This is a genomic window from Allobosea sp. GW821-FHT03A12 (assembly GCF_058986765.1).
This window is the reverse complement of sequence record NZ_JBYSVZ010000007.1, coordinates 435,862-455,230: the sequence shown is the minus strand read 5'-3', so window position 1 is coordinate 455,230 and position 19,369 is coordinate 435,862. Positions and strand designations below refer to the sequence as shown.

Below are 19,369 nucleotides of genomic sequence, written 5' to 3'. Positions count from 1 at the left end.
CTCCGAGGATGCAAGGCGAGGCTATGATGGCTGGATTTCTCGACGACGACCGTCCGGCGCCGAAGCGGGCCCATGAGATCGGGCAGGACCTGTCGCAACTCTCCGTCGCCGAGCTCGGCGAGCGCATCGCGCTGCTGGAAGCGGAGATCGAGCGGCTGAAGGAAGCGCGCGAGAAGAAGTCCGCATCGCGTTCCGCCGCCGATTCCTTCTTCAAGAAGGCCTGAGGCGAAACCGCGGCGGTCAACAGCTATCGTGAGCGCTGCCGTCATTCTGGAAGCGATGAGTCCTTCCTGCCACGCGACAAGATGCGCCAGCAGATGAACGGATATTCATCTTCGCAAAGCGGGCCGAAGCACTTATCCTGAGGACGTGGACAGAAGGCGGCCGAATGCCGCCCGCCCGTGCCGACGCAATGTCTCGGCCGGGACCGCTTTAGACAATGACAGCAGGTGGAAACGAAGCCGAGCAGCAGCCCTGATGCTGCGCGCGATCGTGCGCCTGCCTTTCGACAGGAGACAAGACGATGCGCTTCGTCGCACTCGCCATGGCCTTGCTCGCCGCAACGCCTGCCATCGCCGTGGAGGATACCGCCCGGATCGGGTTGCGCGAGGATGGCGGCAAGCCGCTCGCCGCCTTCCAGCTGCGCTGGCCGCAGACCGTCGTGATCATGCAGGCGCCGGTCACGGTGCTCGGCGGCCACAGCATCGAGATCCGGCGCGAGATCGCCCCCAGCGTCAGCCTGGGGGGCACCTATCGCTATTCGCTCGGCGAGCGCTTCGTCAGCGAGCGCTTCGGCCTGAAGCTGACGGTGACGCGCTGAGGAAACGAAGTGCGTCAGGATCGTTCGAATTTGTCGCATTTTCGGGCGGCGTTAACGGCCGCTTAACGATTCCGAATTATGAATCGCATCATCCAGTTTGTCTGGATGTCGAGTGGCTCCTGCCCACTCTGTTTGACGCCTCCCTGTTGACCTTCGAGCCGCCTTCGGGGCGGCTCTTTTTTCGTCTGGTGCCCGGATTAGCGGGCAGGGCGGGGGCGTCGCCGGGCCGGACCATGGCACCGTTAACCTTAATGATACGTTACCGCGGCGCCGATAATGCGATGGCGTTATCCTTGCGATGTCCCGGCCAGTCCGGCGTCGCGTCTCTCGATCGCGCGCCATTGTGCCGATTGGAGACATCGGATGACCGATTTGACGATGCTGAGGCCCGAGGCCGAGGACGGCGCGATCTCGTTCGCGCGCGGCTTCGTCAAGTCCGACGCGTTCATGCAGCTGTTTCGCGAGGGGATGGGGCTGGTCGAAGCCACCGCCTCCTATCTCGACGGGGATGGGCGAGCCGAATCGGCGGCGCTGCCGCGCGAGGTCTCGCTGACCTATGCGACCGAGAGCATGCGCCTGACCACGCGGCTGATGCAGATCGCCTCCTGGCTGCTGGTGCAGCGCGCCGTCGCCGAGGGCGAGATGAGCGCCGAGCAGGCGCGCAACGAGCATAACAAGGTGCGCATCGCCGAGCCGATGCTGCAGCCGAGCAGCGCCGAGGCGGCGCGCCTGCCGCAGCGCTTGCGCGATCTGATCGCCCACTCGATCCGCCTGCAGGAGCGCATCCGCAATCTCGACGCGCAGATGTCGGGCGCCGTTCGCCCGGCTCCGGTGAATCCGGTGCGCGGCCAGATCGAGAGCCTGCAGGCCCGGCTCGGCCTGCTGCGCTGAGAAGAGCACGTCATGCTCGGGCTTGACCCGAGCATCTCGCGCCGGAGGAGGCTCCCAACGGGCCTTCTCGTCCTGAGATTCTCGGGTCAAGCCCGAGAATGACGATGAGCTCGACCGCGGCCTATCGTCGCCATCAACGCAAAAAGCCCGGCCGCGAGGCCGGGCTTTTCTGTTGCTGTCGCGGCCTGAAAGGGCCGCGAAAACGCGGATTACTTCTTGCCGAGGGCGCCCAGCGCGCCGAAACGCGAGTTGAAGCGCGAGACGCGGCCGCCGCGGTCCAGCATGTGCTGGGTGCCGCCGGTCCAGGCCGGGTGGGTCTTCGGGTCGATGTCGAGGTTGAGGGTGTCCCCCTCCTTGCCCAGCGTCGAACGCGTGAAGTATTCGGTGCCATCGGTCATGACGACCTTGATGGTGTGGTAGTCGGGATGAATGCCGGTCTTCATGGCGAAATCCTCAATTCGAAAAGCGGGCGGCCGGAACTCGGCGCGCATCGCCGGCTCTTCGAACAATTCGTATGAGCCTGTCGTGAAGTGGGCTGCCCATAGCGCAGCCGCGGCGGCGGTGCAAGCTTTTCAGGACGAGTGAGCGTGGCGAACGAGAACAACGAAGACCAAAAGGCGCGGCCGGATTTCAAGGCACTGCGCTCATTCTGGCCCTATGCGCTGGCGCAGAAGCAGCGGATCGCCTTCGCGCTCGTCGCGCTGATCGTGGCTTCGCTGGCGACGCTGGCGCTGCCCATGGCGGTCAGGCGCGTCATCGATGTCGGCTTCTCCGGCGGCGAGCAGCAGCTGGCGAACTCCTATTTCGCCCTGCTGATCGGTGTCGTCGCCGTGCTGGCGCTGGCGAGCTCGTTCCGCTTCTACCTGGTGATGACGGTCGGCGAGCGCGTCGTCTCGCAACTGCGCGCCGACGTCTTCGCACATCTGACCCGGTTGGAGCCGGCCTTCTTCGACGCCAGCCGGGCCGGCGACCTGGTCTCGCGCCTGACCGCCGATACCACGCAGATCAAGTCGACCTTCGCCTCGACCGCCTCGATCGCGCTGCGCAACGGCATCATGTTCCTCGGTGCGCTGGCGCTGATGGTCTTCACCAGCCCGCAGCTCTCGGCGATCGTGATCGGCGCGATTCCGCTGGTCGTGCTGCCGCTGGTCTTCTCCGGGCGCAGCGTGCGCAAGCGCGCCCGCGCCGCGCAGGACCGTCTCGCCGATGCTTCTGCCTTCGCCTCCGAGGCGATCGGCGCGATCCGGACGATGCAGTCCTTCGGCGCGGAGCGCGACACGACGGCGCGCTTCCAGGGCGCCTCGGACGGCGCCTATGCCGCCTCGCGCGATGCGACGCGGTCGCGCGCCTGGCTATCCGGCATCGCCATCTTCCTGGTCTCGGCCAGCGTCGTGCTGGTGCTCTGGGTCGGCGCGACCGAGGTTTTTGCCGGGCGGATGAGCGGCGGGCGCCTGTCGCAGTTCGTGCTCTACGCCGTGCTGGCGGCCAGCTCGCTCGGCCAGCTCTCCGAGGTCTATGGCGACATCTCCGCCGCGGCCGGCGCCGCCGGACGGCTCGGCGAGATCCTCGCGACCAGGCCGGCGATCGCCGCGCCGCCTCATCCCAAGGCGTTGCCGACGCCGCCGGTCGGCGCGCTTTCCTTCGAGGGCGTCTCCTTCCGCTATCCCGGCCGCAGCAATCTCGCGCTGGCCGATCTCGACCTTGCGATCAAGCCGGGCGAGCGGGTCGCGCTGGTCGGCCCGTCAGGCGCCGGCAAGAGCACGGTGCTGCAATTGGCGCTGCGCTTCTACGACCCCTTCGCCGGCCATATCGTCGTCGATGGCGTCGCCGGGCCGGAAGCCGATCCGACCGACTGGCGCAGCCGCTTCGCGCTGGTGCCGCAGGAGCCGACCGTGTTCGGCGTCTCGGTGGCGGACAACATCGCCTATGGCCGCCCTGGCGCGAGCCGCGCCGAGATCGAGGACGCCGCCCAGCTCGCCGCCGCCGACGGCTTCATCCGCGCCTTGCCCGATGGCTACGACACCGTCATCGGCGAGCGCGGCGTGACCTTGTCCGGCGGCCAGCGTCAGCGCCTCGCCATCGCCCGGGCCGTACTGAAAGACGCGCCGATCCTGCTGCTGGATGAAGCGACCTCGGCGCTCGATTCGGAAAGCGAGCGGGCCGTGCAGGACGCGCTCGACCGGCTGATGCAGGGGCGGACGACGCTCGTGGTCGCGCACCGTCTTGCGACCATCCTCTCCGCCGACCGCATCTTGGTGATGGAGGATGGCCGCGTGGTCGAGGAAGGCACGCACGCCGCCCTCGTTGCCAAGGGCGGGCTCTATGCCCGGTTGGCAGCGCTGCAGTTCGGGCTGGAGGCGGCCTGAATCCTTCTCCCCTCGTGGATTTCCCTACGAAACGGGATGAGGCGCGGGAACCCTCCCCCTTGTGGGAGAGGGGCAGGGGTGGGGGTCGCAAAGCCGTAGCTACAGGCAGAACCAGACGGCGTTGCAGCTGCTGCCAGATCTTTCTGGCCGCCGGTCACCAGGCGGTACCACCCCCATCCCCAGCCCTTCCCCACAAGGGGAAGGGAGGAGCCCAGGCGATCAGCCTTGCGCGGAAGAATCCCTTGGGAGAAGGGAGTTCTCCAGCGATGCTGCAGCGTCTAGCAGCCCTCTCTGGCGCGCGACCTGTGCCGGCGTCAGCCCTTCGGCGTTCTGCACCTTTGGATCGGCCCCTGCCGCCAGCAGGAATTCGACGAGATCGCAGGCGCTGGTATCGTCGTCGGGCAGGCAGAACAGCGGCGGCTCGCCCGAGCGCGCCGGCGCCTTGGCCAGCGCCGGCTCCTCTGCGAAGAGCGCCTCCAGCCGCTCGATCTCGGCGGCCTGGCACAAGGCTTCGACATCGCGGCTGCGCGAGGCCAGATAGATTTGCGCGGCGCTGGCGCCTTGATGGCGCGCCCAGCCGAGCGGGGTCGAGCCATAGCGGCGCTCGATCGGATCGATCTCAGCGCCAGCCTCGACTAGGAGCGCGACGATCTCGATCGCATCGCTCCCGGCCGCCTCGTGCAGGGCGTGGACGCCATCGCGTATCTGTGCATCCGGCGAGACGCCAAGGCGCAAGGCGAGAGCTGCAATTTCCGGCTTGCCTTGCCTGATCGCGACGAACAGCGGCGCCGGAGTGGCCACGAGGTCCGGATTGCCGGAGAACAGTTGGCGTGCCTCGGCTTCGTCGCCTCGCGCGACCGCGGCAGTGAAGGCCTCCTGCCCATCGAGCTCGACCGGGCTCGCGCCATTGTCGACGAGCAGGCGCACGAGATCGCTGCGGCCGTCGAGCATGGCCTGCTTGACCAGGCTTTGCTTGGAATAGGCGTTGAGTGCTTGCGCATTGGCGCCATGGGCAAGGAGCCAGGCGGCGCGCCTGGGCTGGCGCGGCACGGCGTTGCCGAGGAGGTAATCGAGCGGTGGCGCCGGCAGCTCGCGCACCGGCTCGCGCCAGCGCTGGGTTTCGCTGCGTTTGTCCGTCTCGCTCCAGAGCAGATCGAGCCAAGTGACGTCGTCGGCGCCGAGCGAGGAGTTGTAGAGCGCCTGGCCATTCACCGGATCGGCGCCACGCGCGATCAGGAGCCGCGCCAGCGCCTCCGCCTGCGGATGCGGCGGCTGGTTGCTCTCGCCGCCGCCGATGAGGCCGGTCAGCGGGGTGAAATGATTGCTGCCGTCGCTGAACAGAGCGTTGGGATCGGCACCGTGATCGAGCAGGAGCAGGGCGATCGCGACGGCATTACGTGACAACGCCTCGTTCGGCAGTCGAGTGAAGGCGAGGCGGACGAGCGGTGTCCAGCCATCGAATTCGCTCGGCTTGTCCGCGAGCGCGGCATCCTTGCGCAGGAGGGTGCTGATGGCATCGAGATCATGCGCAGCGACGGCGGCATGGATGTTGTCGCTGATGATCTCCGGATGGCGTTCGAGCAGTCGCTGCGCCAGTGCACCGCGCGCCGGCCGGTCGGCTTCGTACTCGCCCCAGCTCTGCGTGCCCGGCCGGACGCCGTAGCGCAGTGCCGCCTTCTCCAGGAACAGGGCAACCAGCGCGGCGTGGCCCCGCGCCGCTGCCTCGCGAGTGATGAGCTCCTGCTTCAGCGCCGCCCAACTCGCCAGCCCGTAGTCGCGGGCGAGGGCGTGCTGGACCTCGCGCAGCTTGGCCACGTCGGCATGGTTCGGGATCAGCTTGCGGAAGCGGTCAAGGGCCTGCGCATCGCCGGCCTCGATCTCCTTCAGCCAGCGCTTGGCCTGACGGCGGATCGTTTCGAGGGTCGAGCGGGACGTGAGTTCGCGGGCGGGATCGGACATGGGTCTTCCTTCCGAGGAAAGCCTGATGTCCGCTCGACAGGCCGGAAGAAAGCGATGATGCGATGTCGTCGCTTGGATATGGGTGGGAGCAGGCTCCCTTGCCGCGGACTGGTGGCGCCCCATGCGCTCTGCGGCGATGAAAAGCGCATGGGGGTGGGGAAGTCAATCGGTGTCGCGAGATGCCGATGCCATGCGCGGGGAACCCTCTCCTGGAAGGAGAGGGATTCTGCGTCGAGTGTCCCGCGCTCAGGAATAGCGTCAGGTCACTTCGCCCGCTTGGCGCCCACCAGCTCGTCCCACTTCCTGAACGCCACGACCATCTTGTCGGGCTTCAGTGGAAGTTCGATCGGGTTGTTGGCGATGAGGTCGGCATATTCCGGCCGGCCGAACTCGGCGATCACCTTCTGGCTCGATTCCGGCGCCAACGAGAGCGGCACGTTCTTCACGGCCGGACCGGGATAGAGATAGCCCTCGTCATAGGAATAGGCCTGCATCTTCGGCGTCAGCACATGCGCCATGATGTCCAGCACGACGGCGAGCCGATCATTGGGCAGGCCCTTGGGCACGCACATGAAGAAGGCGTCCGAGACCCAGTGGAAGCCCTTCAGGGTCTGGATCTTGGCCTCCTTCGGCACGATGCCGAGGGCGCGCGGATTGATGTCCCAGCCGGTGGTCGAGATGATGATGTCGCGCGAGCCGTCGCCGAACTCCTTCATCGTCGCGCCGGTGCCGGCCGGATAGTACTCGATGTACTGGCCGAGCTCCTGCAGATAGGCCCAGGTCTTGTCCCAGCCGCCGACCGGATCCTGCGGGTCCTTGTCGCCGAGGAGATAGGGCAGGCCCATCATGAAGGTGCGGCCCGGGCCTGAATTGGTCGGGCGGGCATACATGAACTTGTTCGGATTGGCCTTGGCCCAGGCGAGCAGCTCCTCGGCCGTGGTCGGGACATTCTTGACCCGGTCGGGCATGTATTCGAGCAGCGGGCCGGACGGGTAGTAGTTGACCACGACGCCGAAGCCGTCGCCCTGCGCCTTGTGCAGGTTGAGCGCGGCCGGCTCGTAATTGGCCTCGATGTTCGGGAACTTGTCGGAAAAGTCGGGCAGGATCTTCTGCCAGAGCTTCTGGTCGAGGCCGGCGGCAAGGCCGTCGCTGCCGGTCAGGATCAGGTCGAGATCGACCTTGCCGGCATCCTGCTGGGCCTTGAGCTTGCTGGCGAGCTCGGGGGCAGGGGCCTTCACGAAGGCGATGCGCGAGACCAGCTTGGGATTGGCGGTGCGGTAGTCCTCGAAGGCCTTCTGCATCAGCGCCAGCGCGCCGCCGACATCCATGACGCTGATCACAACCGGGCTGGTCGGCAGCGGCGGCGAGGCGGCGAGCGCCGGTCCGCCGGCGGCGAGTGCGCCGAGGCCACCGAGCACGGTGCGGCGGTCGATACCCTGAAGCTTCCTGGTCATTGCCTTCCCCTCTTGTTGTTGCGCCGTTTTGGCTGTGGTCATGCGTGGTAGCGACGTTCCTGATCGGCGAGACGCACGCGCCGGACGAAAAGCTCATCCGACCATTCGACCTCGCCCTCGGCAAGCACGATGCCATGCGCCGACAGAGCCGGCCGGATCGCTGCGAGCGCATGGTCGGAGGCCATGGCGAAGGCCTGGGCCGGCGTCGCGATGCCCCAGGCGACGACATTGCGCACCGCCTCGTCCAGGCAGAGCGCCGAGCCGGCGAGCAGCCCCGCCTCCTGCCGCACTGAGCCATCAGGCATGCGATCGACCGCCATGCCGGCGAAATGGTAGCGGCCGACCGGCGCGGCGGCGGCGACCACCGCATCGGTGACCAGGATCGAGCGCTCGAAACCCTTGGCCCGGATCAGCGCGGCGAGCGCCTTGGGGTGGATATGGATGCCGTCGGCGATGAAGCCGGCCATCAGCCGGTCCTCGGCGAGCTGGGCGAAGATCGGGTTGGCGAGCTTGTGCAGATTCTGCGGCACGCCATTGCCGAGATGGGTCGAGAGCGAGAGCCCCACATCGGCAGCGGCAGAGACCTCCGCGAAATCGGCGGCGGAATGGCCGATGGCGACGATCTTGCCGGCCTCGGCCAAGCTCTTCGTCAGCGCGACGGCGCCTTCGCTCTCGGCGGCGAGCGTCACCATCAGGATTGGCCGCGACAGGCCGCGCTCGACCTCGGCGATCAGCTCGGGCCTCGCCCCCGTCATCGCCTGTGGCGGATGGCAGCCATGATAGCCGGGCGCCGGGTTCAGGAACGGCCCTTCGAGATGGTAGCCCGGGCACATCAGCGGCCCGAGCCTGCTGCCGGCGACGGCTTTGTCCAATGCCTGGAAGCGATCGATCAGCTCGTGCGGATGGGCGGTGATGATCGTCGGCAGGCAATGGGTGACACCGGTCGCGAGCATCGCCTCCAGCGCCCGGTCGAGATCGGCCGCCGTGATCGCCGGGTCGTTGAAGTCGACGCCGGCGAAGCCGTTGATCTGGAGATCGACCAGGCCGGGCGAGACGGGCATATCCGCCTCAGCCCTTCTTCAGCAGCGAGGCTGCCGGCGGGTCGAGGAACAGCACCGTATTCGGATGGCGCTGCAGGATCGAGGCCGGGTGCAGCGGCGTGATCTCGCCTTCGAGTGCATCCTTCACCGCCTGCGCCTTGCGGGCGTCCGGCACTGACAGCACGATCAGTTCGCTCTTCAGGATCTGGCGGATGCTCATCGAGATCGCCTGCTCCGGCACCGCGTCGAAGCTCGCGAACCAACCTTCGCCGAATTGCTGGTTGCGGCAGGCTTCGTCGAGCGTGACGACGATATAGGGTTCCTCGGTCTCGAAATCGGCCGGGGGATCGTTGAAGGCGAGGTGGCAGTTCTCGCCGAAGCCGGCGAAGCAGAGATCGATGCGGCGCCCGGCGATCAGCGCGTTGAGGCGCTTGGTCTCGGCGGCGGGATCACCCTCGCCATTGACGAAATTGAAGGCCGGTTTGACCGCGAGCGGGGCGAGGAAACGCTCCTTGAGGTAGCCGCGGAAGCTCGCCGGATGGCTTTCGGGCAGGCCGACATACTCGTCGAGATGGAAAGCGGTGACCTTCGACCAGTCGATGCCTTCGGCCACAACGAGGTTCTGCAGCATCTCGAACTGGCTCGCGCCGGTGGCGACGATGATCGTCGCCTGCCCATGGCGGGCGATCGCCGCCCGGATCGCCTCGGCGCCGAGTGCCGCGGCCTGCCGGCCGAGCTCGTTCTTGTCGGGGGTGATGCGGATGTCGATCATGCTGCTCCTGCCCGGCACGGCTGCGGCGGTCTACGTCTGGGATACTACCATACCAGCGCGAGCCTAGCATGGGCGCGGGGCGATGCACCTAGCGTGAAGGCATGGCACTTCGCAGCTTTTCGCGGGGCTTGCGCGCATAGGTTTGGGCTCAACCGACGCCACCGCCCATGCCGGGCGCTGTCATGCAACCAATTAATTGCATGATGACCAACTGCATGCTAGCAACACCCCATGGACTTCGACCATCTGTTTCGGGCGCTGGCCGATCCGACGCGCCGGCGCATGCTGGACGAGCTGGCGGAGCGCGACGGCCAGACGCTGTTCGAACTGCATGTCCGCCTGATCAGCTGGCACGGGGCGAGCCTGTCGCGGCAGGCGCTGTCGAAGCATCTGCAGGTGCTGGAGGAAGCCGGCCTGCTGCGAACCGAATGGCGTTGGCGCAGCAAGCACCATTTCCTCGAACGCTTGCCGCTACGGCAGATGTGGGATGTGTGGATGCGGCCGCTGGCCGAGCCGCCGGAGAAGGAGACAGTAGATGCCAATCAAGATCGTCGTGACGAGCCTGCTGGTCGATGACCAGGAGAAGGCGCTGCGCTTCTACCGCGACATTCTCGGCTTTGAATTGAAACACGACATCCCGATGGGCCATCATCGCTGGCTGACCCTGACCTCATCAGGCGATCCCGAGGGCGTCGAGCTCTTGCTTGAGCCGGACGAGCACCCAGCCGCCAAGCCGTGGAAGACCGCGCTCGTCGCCGACGGCATCCCGGCGACCTCGTTTGGCGTCGAGGATGTCCATGCCGAGCACAAGAGGCTTTCCGCGCTCGGAGTCGCCTTCACCCAGCCGCCGGTCCATCTCGGCCCGGTCACGACAGCGGTCTTCGACGATACCTGCGGCAACCTGATCCAGATCGCGCAAAAGCATTGAGGGGGCGCCGGAATAACCCGAGCCCTCATCCTGAGGAGGCCGCGTGAGCGGCCGTCTCGAAGGATGCTTCAGGAGGCTCCGGAACCAGCTGGAGCATCCTTCGAGACGCGATCTGCAATCGCTCCTCAGGATGAGGGCTGGAGTTTCAGAACCAACAACTATCCGTCCGTTTCACCGCTCGGTGATCTTGAACTCGATCCTGCGGTTGCGGCGCCAGGCGTCGTCATTGTTGGCGACGTCGAGCGGCTGGAACTCGCCGAAGCCGGTCGCGGCGATGCGGTCGGCGGGAATGCCCTTGCTGACGAGGTATTCGACCACGGCGACGGCACGGGCGGTCGACAGGCTCCAGTTCGACGGGAATTGCGGCGAGCGGATCGGCCGGTTGTCGGTATGGCCGTCGACGCGCAGGATCCACGGCAGGTCCGGCGGCATTTCGCGGGCGAGATCGGCGATGATCGCTCCGAGCTTGTCGAGCTCGCCGCGGCCTTCCGGCTTCAGCACGGCCTGGCCGGCATCGAAGAACACCTCGGACTGGAAGACGAAGCGGTCGCCGACGACGCGGATGTCCGGACGGGTGCCGAGCACCTGGCGCAGGCGGCCGAAGAAATCGGAGCGATAGCGCGCCAATTCCTGCACGCGCTGGGCCAGCGCGACGTTGAGGCGCGAGCCGAGCTCGGAGATGCGCGCCTGCGATTCCTTGTCCTTGGCCTCGGAGGCGGCGATCGCTTCTTCCAGCGCCGCGAGCTGGCGGCGCATGGCGACGATCTGCTGGTTGACCAGTTCGACGGTGGCCTGCGCCTTGGCGGAGAGCTGCTTTTCGGCGTCGAGCGCTTTTTGCGTGTCGGCGAGCTGGGTCGGCGCGTTGGTGCGGGCGGCGCCGTCGAGCAGGCCCTGGACGCGGGCGCGCTCGGCCTGCTCGCTGGCGAGCGAGGATTGCAGGAGGGCGAGCGAATCCTTTGCCTCCTTGCCGCTTGAACGTTCGAGCGCGAGCAGGTCGCTGAGCTCGGCGATCTGGCGGTTCAGCCGGTCGAGCACCGTGTCGCGGCCGGAAATCTCCTGCGACAGGAAGAACTGGCCGAGGACGAAGACGGACAGCAGGAAGACGATGCCGATCAGCATCGTCGAAAGCGCGTCGACGAAGCCCGGCCAGAAATTGACCTCTTCCCGGCGATGCGAACGCGACAAGGCCATGCTCAGCCTTTCCAGCGATCAGCGCCTGCGATGCCGCAGCACCATGGCAGGCTCATGACTCGCTCACCCGCTCGGCGGCGAGGCGCTCGATCAGGCGCTTCAGGTCCTTCTCGCGCGCGGCCTGCGCCTCGACCCAGTCGCGGATCAGCTGCTGCTCGGAGCGCATGTGCTGGACGAGGCCCTGGATGCCTTCGGCGAGATTGGCCAGCGCCTGCGTCGCGGCGCGGTTGTTGGAGCCGTCCTGCATGGCGGCCTGGAGCTTGTCGAGCCGCTCGACCACGAGATCGCCCGCGACAGTCGGGCTTGCTGCGATCGGCATCGCCAGGGGAATCGTCGCGGAATGGGCCGTGGCGGTGCCGAGATAGCCCTCGACCTCGTTGCGGAAGCGGCGCTGGCCCTGGCCGACCTGCAGATCGAGGAAGCCGAGGATCAGCGAGCCGGCGATGCCGAACAGCGAGGACGAGAAGGACAGGCCCATGCCGGCGAGCGGGGCGGCAAGGCCGGCCTTGAGCTCGTCGAAGAGCACGCCGGCCTCGGCGCCGGTGCGCAGGCTCTTGATGACGTTGCCGACCGAGGAGACGGTCTCCAGCAGGCCCCAGAAGGTGCCGAGCAGGCCGAGGAAGACGAGCAGGCCGGCGAGGTAGCGCAGCACCTCGCGGCCGTCGTCGAGCCGAACCGCGATCGATTCGAGCAGGCTCGCGGCCTGGCTGGGGGCAAGGTTGCGCTGCTCCAGCGCCGGCAGCACGGGGGCGAGCGGGCTGATCACCTGGTTGCGCCGCAGCGTTACGCCAGCCGGATTTGCGGCAAGGCGGGTGGCGGCGCGGGCTTCGCTGTCGACGCGCCAGAGCTCGCGCAGCGACAGGAGGACGCCGACCGCGAGCGCGCCGGTGATCAGGCCGTTCAGGCCCGGATTGGTCATGAAGGCGGTCAGCAAGCCCGCCTGCAGGATGAAGATCAGGAAGCCGATCAGCGCGAGGAAGACCAGCGCGCGGAGGAAATAGCGCAGCGGGCGGGAGAAGCGGAACGTCTGCGGCCGATTGGGTACCGTCGCTGGGGGCTCCAGCGGCGGGACCTCCGGGGCCGCCTCGTCATTGGCCATGCCTGCTCACCCGATCCGGTTTCGTAGCGGGGCGACTGTCGCCTCCCGCCACGCAGGGATCAAGCTGAAAACCGCCTCGGTTTCGTCAAAGAACGGTCTTGAGGACTGCGCGCAACGCCGGCTCGCCGGCCTCGTTGCCGCAGATCACGTCCTTGGCCGAGGTCGGCTGCTTGCCGTCGAGCGTGCCGAAGGTGCCCCCGGCCTCGCGCACCATCACCGCGCCGGCGCCGAAATCCCAGGTGTTGAGGCCGCGTTCCCAATAGGCGTCCATGCGGCCGGCGGCGACATAGGCGATGTCGAGCGCAGCCGAGCCCATGCGGCGGACATTGGCGAAGCGGCTCATCACCGCGCCGAGCTCCTTGAGGAAGAGCGGGTGGCCGCCCTTGCCGATATGGGGCACGCCCATGCCGATCAGCATGTCCGCCGATTCGCGCCGGCCGGAGACGCGCAGGCGGCGATTGTTGACATAGGCGCCCTTGCCCTTCTCGGCGATGAAGAGCTCGTCCTTGGCGGCGTCGTAGATCACGCCGGCGATGAACTGGTTGTCGCGCTCCAGCGCCACCGAGATGTTCCAGTGCGGGATGCCGCGCAGGAAGTTGTGGGTGCCGTCGAGCGGGTCGATATGCCAGCGATTGCTCTCGTCGGTGCCAGCGACGACGCCGCTCTCCTCCATGACGAAGCCGTAGCCGGGGCGGGCCCTCTCCAGCGACGCGCGCAGGATCTCCTCGGCCTTGTGGTCGGCCTTGGAGACGAAGTCGCCCGGGCCCTTGGCCAGGACCTGCAGGTTCTCGACCTCGCCGAAATCGCGCTTCAGCGAGCGCGACGCCTTCATCACGGCATCGGTCATCACGGTCATCAGGGGGGAGCGGATCATTGTACGAACCTCGAAGCGCGCGACGCGCGGCAGAAGAGAACAGGCTATCAAAGAGCGGTAGCGGTGGGGCGACGCCAGCGATGCGGCGCGAATTTCGCCGTCACTTGCTCGGTTGGCTCGGCGCCGTCAAGGCCGTGGCCTCGATCCGGTCGGCGGCGAGACGGGCGGCGCGCTCGCGCTGCTCCGGCGAAAGCCGCTCCAGAACCTGGTCGAGCGTGGCGTCGGCAAGCCCCTGGGCGCGCGCGGCGAGGTGCCAGGCGGCGGCTTCCGAGAGATCGGGCGGAACGGCGCGGCCGAACTGGTAGAGCTTGGCCAGCCGGTTCTGGGCGATGGCATTGCCCTTGTTGGCGGCGCGGATGAAGAGCCTGGCCGCGGCCCGCTCGTCCTTGGCGACGCCGTCGCCGTTGAACAGCATGATCGCGTATTCGACCTCGCCGGCGATCAGCCCGCTGGCGGCGGCCTTGCTCATCCATTCGGCCGCCATGGCGTCGTCCTGCGGCACGCCGCGGCCCATCTTGTAGAGCACGCCGAGCGCGTGCTGGGCGTCGCCGAGATCGGCGGCCGCTGCGATCCTGAGGCCGGCGATGGCGCGCTGGTCGTCCTGCGGCCGGCCGGTCGCGAGCAGGGCGAGGGCGAGATTGTAGTTGGCGGCCGGGTGGCCGGCGGCGGCGGCCTTCTCCAGCAGGGCGCCGCCCGCCTTCGGATCACGCGCCAGGCCGCGCCCTTCCAGCATCGCCATGCCGAGGGCGAAGATCGCGTTGACGTCGCCCTTGTCGGCCGCGAGCCGGTACCAGTCGGCGGCGGCCTTGGGATCGTTGCGGACGCCGAGCCCCTGCCGATAGATCTCGCCGAGCAGCGTCATCGCCGCAGCGTCCTTGGGATCGGCCTCGAGCCGCTTCAGCGCTTCCGACTGGGCCCGGCGGTAATGGCCGGCCTGATAGGCGCCATAGGCGAGGTCCGGCTCCACCGCCGCGGCGGGGAGAGCGAACGTCAAGGCGAGCGCGGCAAGCGCAAGCCTCATCGCGCCGTCCTGCGGGCGTGCTGTGCGGCGATCGCCGCATCGGCCGCAGTGACGGCGGCGCGGATGTCGACGCCCTCGGCGAAGACCCATTCGCCCAGCGCGATGAATTCGGCGCCGGTCTCGACCAGCGCCGGAACCGACTCGGCATCCGGGCAATAGGCGATGCAGGGCGTCTCGAAGATCTCGGCCCACCAGGAGGCACGCTCGATCACCGCCGGCAAAGGCGGGAGCGAACCGTCCGGCCGCGGCTCGCCGAACATCACATAGTCGACGCCGGCCTCGCCGATATCCATGGCGTCATGGCGCGAGCGCAGGCCGCCGGCGCCGATGATGCGCTCCTGCTTCAGGCTGGAGCGGGCATCGGCGATGGCCTCGGCCCCCGCGGTCAGATGGACGCCGTCGGCGCCGCCGCGGCTGGCGACCTGGGCCGAGGCCTCGACCACCAGAGCGACGTTCTGCGCCTGCACTGGCGGCGCCAGCGCCTTGACCCGTTCGGTCAGGCTGCGCTCGTCGCCGGGCACGAGGCGCAGCAGCACGGCGGCGACATCGCCGCCGGCGAAGGCCTGCATCAGGCGAAAGGAGATGGCGCCGGGATCGGAGATCGGCGGCGTGACGAGCATCAGGCGGGTGCGGGGGACGGATGTGTTCATGATCGTCCGCGCAAACGGCCCGCGGCGTGGTCCAATGTCAAGACCATAAGCCCGGCGACCAGGCTCCAGAAGGCGGAGCCGACCCCGAACAGCGACAGGCTGGAGGCCGCGACGGCGAAGGTGACGACCGCGGCGAAGCGGTCCTTGTCGCTGCCCATCGCCTGGCCGAGCGCCCCGGTCAGCGAGCCGACGAGGCCGAGCCCGGCGACGGCGACGATCAGCGCCTTCGGCATGGCGAGGATCAGCGCGAGCAGCAGGCCGGCGGTGGCGGCGACGATGAGCCAGAGCAAGGCGTACCAGATTCCGGCCTTCCAGCGCTCCTTAGGGTCGGGATGAGTGTCGGCGCCGGTGCAGATCGAGGCGCTGATCGCCGCCATATTGACCATATGGGCGCCCGTCGGGGCGGTCAGGGCGGACATCAGCCCGGTGACGAACAGGCAGGATGCCGTCGGCGGCTGGTAGCCCGAGGCGCGCAGCACGGCGAAGCCCGGCAGGTTCTGCGCCGCCATGGTGACGAGATAGAGCGGGATGCCGATGCCGACGATCGCGGTCAGGTCGAGATGCGGGACGATCAGCTCGATATGGGTCAGCGCGACGGGGCCGGCCGGCAGCGTCGCGGTGCCGGTGGCGAAGGCGAGGGCGAGCCCCGCGCCGAGCGCTGCGATGACGCCGAGGAAGGGGTTCCACAGCCGCGCGAGCAGGAAGACCATCAGCAGCGTCAGCACCAGGGCCGGCTGCAGCCGCATCTCGTCGAAGACGGCGACGACGAAGCGGAAGATCACGCCGGCGAGCATGGCCGCGGCGATACTCATCGGGATGCGCTCGACCAGCGCCCCGAGCGGGCGGAAGGCGGCGGTCGCCATCATCAGCGCGGCCGCGGCGAGGAAGGCGCCGACGGCCGAGGCCATGTCGACGCCGCTCGCCGCCGCGATCAGTGCCGCGCCCGGCGTCGACCAGGCGCAGATGATCGGCATGCGGTGCCGCCAGGACAGGAACAGGCTGGCGAGTCCCTTGGCGAGGGCGAGCCCCGCCAACCAGGAGACGGTCTGCCCCGGCGTCGCGCCGAGCGCCTGCGCCGCCGCGAGCACGACCGCGACCGAGGCCGCGTAGCCGACGAAGACGGCGACGAAGGCCGAGAAGAGCTGCGACATCGGCCGCCCTATTCGTCCCAGGCGGTCGGCCAGGTTTCGGCGAGCGTCGCGCCGAGGCGCACCGGCCAGACCGCCTTGGCGAGACCGGTGCGGTCGTCGGTCTCGACGGCGATGCCGGACAGCGTGCCCTCGCCGAGGGCCGGCTCCAGCCGCGAACCCGGGGTCTTCTGCAGGAAGCGGCGGATCGCCTCCTCCTTCTGCATGCCGAGCACCGACTCATAGTCGCCGCACATGCCGGCATCGGTCTGGTAGGCGGTGCCGGCCGGCAGCACGCGCGTATCCGAGGTCGGGACATGGGTGTGGGTGCCGACGACGAGGCTGGCGCGGCCGTCGAGATAGTAGGCCATGGCGAGCTTCTCGCTGGTCGCCTCGGCATGGACGTCGACGATGACGGCGTCGGCCGCGTCGCCGAGCGGGCAGGCGGCGAGCTCGCGCTCCAGTGCCGCGAAGGGATCGTCGAGCGCGTCCATGAACAGGCGGCCCATGACGTTGACGACGAGGACGCGGGCGCCGTTCCTGGCTTCGATCACGGTCGCGCCGCGGCCGGGCGTGCCTGGCGGATAGTTCGCCGGGCGGATCAGGCGCGGCTGGCGCTCGATGAAGACCAGTGCCTCGCGCTGATCCCAGGAATGGTTGCCGAGCGTGACGACATCGGCGCCGGCGGCGAGCGTCTCGTCGCAGATCGCCTCGGTGATGCCGAAGCCACCGGCGGCGTTCTCGCCATTGATCACGACGCAGTCGAGCTTCCAGCGCTCGCGCAGGCCGGGGAGGCGATCCTGGACGGCGAGGCGGCCGGCGCGCCCGACGATGTCACCAAGAAAGAGCAGACGCATGTCACTATCCAACGCTTGGGCTGCGCATCACGGCCCGTCCTGTCGCATTTTCACACAAGCCGGCCGCCCTGGCTTTCCCCAGGCCGCGCGGTATGACTGTGCGGATTTGAGAAAACACGGCGGGACGGCGACGTCTTGAAGGAAAGGCGCAGCCGCTAATGACGTGATCGCCGCGGCGAAATCAACCGCAGCGGATCGCTTCGTCCTGCGTGACGACCCAGTCGAGACGGCGGTCATGCGGCTCGGCGGGCACTTCGGCGATCTCCTGCGCCGCATAGGCGATGCCGACCGTCGCAACCGGTTCGAGTTCGGTGATAGCGCGGTCGTAATAGCCCTTGCCGTAGCCGATGCGGTAGCCGCGACGGTCGAAGGCGGCGAGTGGGACGATCAGGATCGTCGGCCTGAGCTCGGGCTGCTCGGGCGCCGGCACCAGCGTGCCGAAGCCGCCGGGCACGATCGGCTCCCAGGGTGCCCAACGCCGGAAATGCATGCGCTTCTCGACGATCGCCGGCAGGCAGAGCGGCAGGCCGCGCTCGTGCAGGGCTTCCAGGATCGGGCGCGGATCGGCTTCCGAGCGCATCGGCCAATAGGCCGAGACTGGTCCCTGGCGGAACACCGGCAACTCCAGCACGCGCGCAACGATGGCCTCGTCCCAGAGCAGGCGATCGTCGAGCTCGAGCGCGTCGCGCCGGGCGAGCGCCTCGGCGCGCAGCGCGGCCTTGCGCGGGGAGGGGGCGAGGGAGACGCTGTCGGTCATGGGGTGCGGAGCCACCTCGGCCGTGGAGATTTCGATCCCGGGACACCTACAAAGTAGGTGGGCGCCGTGTGTCCGGGTCCAGGGACCCAGTCAGGGACAGCTCCCTAGGGAGTCGTATGGGCCCGGGAATACATGACTCGCACGCACCAGGCAGCCCCGCCGCGACAAGGTAGGACGCATGCCGGCAAAGCGCCAGAGGTGTGGGAGGAATTTCGTGCCGATCTCCTCACCCGTCGTCCCGGGCGACCGGAGGGAGACCCGGGACCCATTCCGGAACCTCTTTCGGATAGGCTCCGGAATGGATCCCGGCTCTACGCTGCGCTCCGGCCGGGATGATCAATGATGAAGAGGAGGCAGCCTATCGAAATGTGCTGACCTCACGCCCCGCGCGCCATCCCATGCCGGATCACCCGGTCGATCAGGTCGGGATAGGCGACGCCGCTGGCGGCGAGCGCCTTCGGGAACATGCTGATGTCGGTGAAGCCGGGGATGGTGTTGATCTCGTTGACCAGCGCACTGCCGTCCGGGCGCAGGAAGAAGTCGACACGGGCCATGCCGTCGCAGCCGAGCGCATAGAAGGCGCGCTTCGCAAGGTCCTGCAGGCTGGCGATCGTCTCTTCCGGCAAATGGGCCGGAACCTCGACGCGGGCGCCGTCCTCGTCGAGATATTTGGCCTCATAGGTGTAGAAGCCGTGGCTCGCGGCCGCGACGATCTCGCCGGGTAGCGAGACGATGGTCTCGCCATCGGCCTGCTCCAGCACGCTGAGCTCGATCTCGCGGCCGGCGATAAACTCCTCGACCAGAACCACGCTGTCGTGCCGGAAGGCCTCGGCGAGGGCTGCAGCAAAGCTCTCGGCATCCGTCGCCTTGCTGACGCCGACCGAGGAGCCCTGCCTTGCCGGCTTGACGAAGAGCGGCAGGCCGAGCGCGGCGCTGGCCTGCTCGAAACTCAGTGCTTCGCCGCGTCGGACGGTGAGCGAGCGGGCGACGCCGAGGCCGGCCTCGCGCAGCAGCCGCTTGGCGATGTCCTTGTCGAGCGCATTGGCCGAGCCGACGATGCCGCAGCCGGCGAGTGGGATGCCGGCGACCTGAGCCAGCCCCTGGACCGAGCCGTCCTCGCCGTCGAGGCCGTGCAGCACCGGGAAGAGCACGTCGATCTTCGGCAAGGTCTGCGGTGCCGCGCCGTCCTGCAGGCGCAGGAGGCGCCCGTTCCCGCCGGGCAGCAGGCAGAGCTCGGCGCCGTCCTGCGGAATCGGATCGGGCAGGACGCCGTTCTGCAATTCGAGCTCGCGCCACGCGCCCGCCTTGGTGATCAGGATCGGCACGACGTCGTATCTCGCCTTGTCGATCGCCTTGACCACATTGCTGGCGGACATCAGCGAGACCTCGTGCTCGGAAGACCTGCCGCCGAGGAGAATCGCCACCCGAACCCTGTCGCCCATCTTCGCCGCCTTCATCGATTCGTTGCTATCGAGAAGCGTCAGTCGGGCATGATTGAGGAATTGCAAAGGCGGCGCGCAGGAAGGGCTCGCTTTCCCGTCATGGCCGGGCTTGTCCCGACCA

Annotated in this window: 20 protein-coding genes and 1 other RNA gene; 6 read left to right on the top strand and 15 right to left on the bottom strand. The window is 68.1% G+C overall.

The genetic code is table 11. The features are described 5' to 3' along the window. Nucleotides 1-26 precede the first annotated feature (26 nt). The 3 genes from AC3WLC_RS27510 (at nucleotide 27) to rcdA (ending at nucleotide 1,711) form a co-directional block, all read left to right on the top strand. Nucleotides 27-224 carry a DUF1192 domain-containing protein gene (locus AC3WLC_RS27510; protein ID WP_493687066.1) on the top strand — a complete coding sequence of 66 codons (198 nt, stop codon included), beginning with the start codon at nucleotides 27-29 and terminating at the stop codon, nucleotides 222-224. 299 nt (nucleotides 225-523) lie between these two features. After that, nucleotides 524-820 (top strand): hypothetical protein, encoded by a 297-nt coding sequence (locus AC3WLC_RS27505; RefSeq protein ID WP_346360028.1) that lies wholly within the window; start codon nucleotides 524-526, stop codon nucleotides 818-820. A gap of 363 nt (nucleotides 821-1,183) precedes the next feature. Then, nucleotides 1,184-1,711: a protease adaptor protein RcdA gene (gene rcdA, locus AC3WLC_RS27500; protein WP_493687065.1), complete on the top strand. Its 528-nt coding sequence runs from the start codon at nucleotides 1,184-1,186 to the stop codon at nucleotides 1,709-1,711. 209 nt (nucleotides 1,712-1,920) lie between these two features. Here the strand turns inward: rcdA and rpmE are convergent, their stop codons facing one another. Then, nucleotides 1,921-2,154, bottom strand: a complete 234-nt coding sequence (gene rpmE, locus AC3WLC_RS27495) for a 50S ribosomal protein L31 (protein WP_066471911.1) — start codon at nucleotides 2,152-2,154, stop codon at nucleotides 1,921-1,923. Between the two features lie 144 nt (nucleotides 2,155-2,298). On the opposite strand from rpmE, the gene AC3WLC_RS27490 reads away from it, so the two are divergent. Then, nucleotides 2,299-4,077, top strand: a complete 1,779-nt coding sequence (locus AC3WLC_RS27490) for an ABC transporter transmembrane domain-containing protein (RefSeq protein ID WP_493687064.1) — start codon at nucleotides 2,299-2,301, stop codon at nucleotides 4,075-4,077. A 219-nt stretch (nucleotides 4,078-4,296) separates the two neighbouring features. On the opposite strand, the gene AC3WLC_RS27485 is transcribed toward AC3WLC_RS27490, so the two are convergent. From AC3WLC_RS27485 to AC3WLC_RS27470, 4 genes are all read right to left on the bottom strand, one after another. Continuing rightward, nucleotides 4,297-6,036 carry an ankyrin repeat domain-containing protein gene (locus AC3WLC_RS27485; protein WP_493687063.1) on the bottom strand — a complete coding sequence of 580 codons (1,740 nt, stop codon included), beginning with the start codon at nucleotides 6,034-6,036 and terminating at the stop codon, nucleotides 4,297-4,299. A 263-nt stretch (nucleotides 6,037-6,299) separates the two neighbouring features. Next, on the bottom strand, nucleotides 6,300-7,490 hold the full coding sequence (locus AC3WLC_RS27480; RefSeq protein WP_493687062.1) for an ABC transporter substrate-binding protein: 1,191 nt from the start codon (nucleotides 7,488-7,490) through the stop codon (nucleotides 6,300-6,302). Between the two features lie 38 nt (nucleotides 7,491-7,528). After that, nucleotides 7,529-8,551: an N-acetylglucosamine-6-phosphate deacetylase gene (locus tag AC3WLC_RS27475; RefSeq protein WP_493687061.1), complete on the bottom strand. Its 1,023-nt coding sequence runs from the start codon at nucleotides 8,549-8,551 to the stop codon at nucleotides 7,529-7,531. A gap of 7 nt (nucleotides 8,552-8,558) precedes the next feature. Next, nucleotides 8,559-9,302, bottom strand: a complete 744-nt coding sequence (locus AC3WLC_RS27470) for a glucosamine-6-phosphate deaminase (protein ID WP_493687060.1) — start codon at nucleotides 9,300-9,302, stop codon at nucleotides 8,559-8,561. Between the two features lie 231 nt (nucleotides 9,303-9,533). On the opposite strand from AC3WLC_RS27470, the gene AC3WLC_RS27465 reads away from it, so the two are divergent. Together AC3WLC_RS27465 and AC3WLC_RS27460 are read left to right on the top strand one after the other, a co-directional pair. Next, on the top strand, nucleotides 9,534-9,878 hold the full coding sequence (locus AC3WLC_RS27465) for an ArsR/SmtB family transcription factor (protein ID WP_493687059.1): 345 nt from the start codon (nucleotides 9,534-9,536) through the stop codon (nucleotides 9,876-9,878). After that, a complete protein-coding gene (locus AC3WLC_RS27460; protein WP_493687058.1) occupies nucleotides 9,838-10,230 on the top strand; it encodes a VOC family protein in 393 nt (130 codons plus the stop codon). Before AC3WLC_RS27465 ends, AC3WLC_RS27460 begins: the two co-directional genes overlap by 41 nt. A gap of 171 nt (nucleotides 10,231-10,401) precedes the next feature. Here the strand turns inward: AC3WLC_RS27460 and AC3WLC_RS27455 are convergent, their stop codons facing one another. From AC3WLC_RS27455 to AC3WLC_RS27410, 10 genes are all read right to left on the bottom strand, one after another. Further along, complete coding sequence (locus AC3WLC_RS27455; protein ID WP_493687057.1) at nucleotides 10,402-11,421, bottom strand: peptidoglycan -binding protein; 1,020 nt, start codon at nucleotides 11,419-11,421, stop codon at nucleotides 10,402-10,404. A gap of 52 nt (nucleotides 11,422-11,473) precedes the next feature. After that, nucleotides 11,474-12,520 (bottom strand): flagellar motor protein MotA, encoded by a 1,047-nt coding sequence (locus AC3WLC_RS27450; RefSeq protein ID WP_493687056.1) that lies wholly within the window; start codon nucleotides 12,518-12,520, stop codon nucleotides 11,474-11,476. Nucleotides 12,521-12,605: 85 nt separating this feature from the next. After that, on the bottom strand, nucleotides 12,606-13,394 hold the full coding sequence (locus tag AC3WLC_RS27445) for an inositol monophosphatase family protein (RefSeq protein ID WP_493687055.1): 789 nt from the start codon (nucleotides 13,392-13,394) through the stop codon (nucleotides 12,606-12,608). A 100-nt stretch (nucleotides 13,395-13,494) separates the two neighbouring features. After that, nucleotides 13,495-14,415: a tetratricopeptide repeat protein gene (locus tag AC3WLC_RS27440; RefSeq protein WP_493687054.1), complete on the bottom strand. Its 921-nt coding sequence runs from the start codon at nucleotides 14,413-14,415 to the stop codon at nucleotides 13,495-13,497. Next, a complete protein-coding gene (locus AC3WLC_RS27435; protein ID WP_493687053.1) occupies nucleotides 14,412-15,065 on the bottom strand; it encodes a thiamine phosphate synthase in 654 nt (217 codons plus the stop codon). Before AC3WLC_RS27435 ends, AC3WLC_RS27440 begins: the two co-directional genes overlap by 4 nt. After that, a complete protein-coding gene (locus AC3WLC_RS27430) occupies nucleotides 15,062-16,216 on the bottom strand; it encodes a benzoate/H(+) symporter BenE family transporter (RefSeq protein WP_493687052.1) in 1,155 nt (384 codons plus the stop codon). Before AC3WLC_RS27430 ends, AC3WLC_RS27435 begins: the two co-directional genes overlap by 4 nt. A gap of 8 nt (nucleotides 16,217-16,224) precedes the next feature. Then, nucleotides 16,225-17,049, bottom strand: coding sequence for a TIGR00282 family metallophosphoesterase (locus tag AC3WLC_RS27425; RefSeq protein ID WP_493687051.1), 825 nt, complete (start codon nucleotides 17,047-17,049; stop codon nucleotides 16,225-16,227). Nucleotides 17,050-17,230: 181 nt separating this feature from the next. Continuing rightward, nucleotides 17,231-17,806 carry a 5-formyltetrahydrofolate cyclo-ligase gene (locus tag AC3WLC_RS27420; protein ID WP_493687050.1) on the bottom strand — a complete coding sequence of 192 codons (576 nt, stop codon included), beginning with the start codon at nucleotides 17,804-17,806 and terminating at the stop codon, nucleotides 17,231-17,233. 4 nt (nucleotides 17,807-17,810) lie between these two features. Next, nucleotides 17,811-17,966, bottom strand: a non-coding RNA gene (gene ssrS / locus AC3WLC_RS27415) — 6S RNA. Nucleotides 17,967-18,183: 217 nt separating this feature from the next. Beyond that, on the bottom strand, nucleotides 18,184-19,248 hold the full coding sequence (locus AC3WLC_RS27410; protein ID WP_493687049.1) for a D-alanine--D-alanine ligase family protein: 1,065 nt from the start codon (nucleotides 19,246-19,248) through the stop codon (nucleotides 18,184-18,186). Nucleotides 19,249-19,369 lie beyond the last annotated feature (121 nt).

Coding starts and splice junctions, on each gene's coding strand:
- AC3WLC_RS27440 (WP_493687054.1), bottom strand. CDS start 14,415: ATGAGGCTTGCGCTTGCCGCGCTCGCCTTGACGTTCGCTCTCCCCGCC.
- AC3WLC_RS27450 (WP_493687056.1), bottom strand. CDS start 12,520: ATGGCCAATGACGAGGCGGCCCCGGAGGTCCCGCCGCTGGAGCCCCCA.
- rcdA (WP_493687065.1), top strand. CDS start 1,184: ATGACCGATTTGACGATGCTGAGGCCCGAGGCCGAGGACGGCGCGATC.
- AC3WLC_RS27480 (WP_493687062.1), bottom strand. CDS start 7,490: ATGACCAGGAAGCTTCAGGGTATCGACCGCCGCACCGTGCTCGGTGGC.
- AC3WLC_RS27435 (WP_493687053.1), bottom strand. CDS start 15,065: ATGAACACATCCGTCCCCCGCACCCGCCTGATGCTCGTCACGCCGCCG.
- AC3WLC_RS27455 (WP_493687057.1), bottom strand. CDS start 11,421: ATGGCCTTGTCGCGTTCGCATCGCCGGGAAGAGGTCAATTTCTGGCCG.
- AC3WLC_RS27425 (WP_493687051.1), bottom strand. CDS start 17,049: ATGCGTCTGCTCTTTCTTGGTGACATCGTCGGGCGCGCCGGCCGCCTC.
- AC3WLC_RS27475 (WP_493687061.1), bottom strand. CDS start 8,551: ATGCCCGTCTCGCCCGGCCTGGTCGATCTCCAGATCAACGGCTTCGCC.
- AC3WLC_RS27445 (WP_493687055.1), bottom strand. CDS start 13,394: ATGATCCGCTCCCCCCTGATGACCGTGATGACCGATGCCGTGATGAAG.
- AC3WLC_RS27420 (WP_493687050.1), bottom strand. CDS start 17,806: ATGACCGACAGCGTCTCCCTCGCCCCCTCCCCGCGCAAGGCCGCGCTG.
- AC3WLC_RS27460 (WP_493687058.1), top strand. CDS start 9,838: ATGCCAATCAAGATCGTCGTGACGAGCCTGCTGGTCGATGACCAGGAG.
- AC3WLC_RS27485 (WP_493687063.1), bottom strand. CDS start 6,036: ATGTCCGATCCCGCCCGCGAACTCACGTCCCGCTCGACCCTCGAAACG.
- AC3WLC_RS27510 (WP_493687066.1), top strand. CDS start 27: ATGGCTGGATTTCTCGACGACGACCGTCCGGCGCCGAAGCGGGCCCAT.
- AC3WLC_RS27470 (WP_493687060.1), bottom strand. CDS start 9,302: ATGATCGACATCCGCATCACCCCCGACAAGAACGAGCTCGGCCGGCAG.
- rpmE (WP_066471911.1), bottom strand. CDS start 2,154: ATGAAGACCGGCATTCATCCCGACTACCACACCATCAAGGTCGTCATG.
- AC3WLC_RS27430 (WP_493687052.1), bottom strand. CDS start 16,216: ATGTCGCAGCTCTTCTCGGCCTTCGTCGCCGTCTTCGTCGGCTACGCG.
- AC3WLC_RS27410 (WP_493687049.1), bottom strand. CDS start 19,248: ATGGGCGACAGGGTTCGGGTGGCGATTCTCCTCGGCGGCAGGTCTTCC.
- AC3WLC_RS27505 (WP_346360028.1), top strand. CDS start 524: ATGCGCTTCGTCGCACTCGCCATGGCCTTGCTCGCCGCAACGCCTGCC.
- AC3WLC_RS27465 (WP_493687059.1), top strand. CDS start 9,534: ATGGACTTCGACCATCTGTTTCGGGCGCTGGCCGATCCGACGCGCCGG.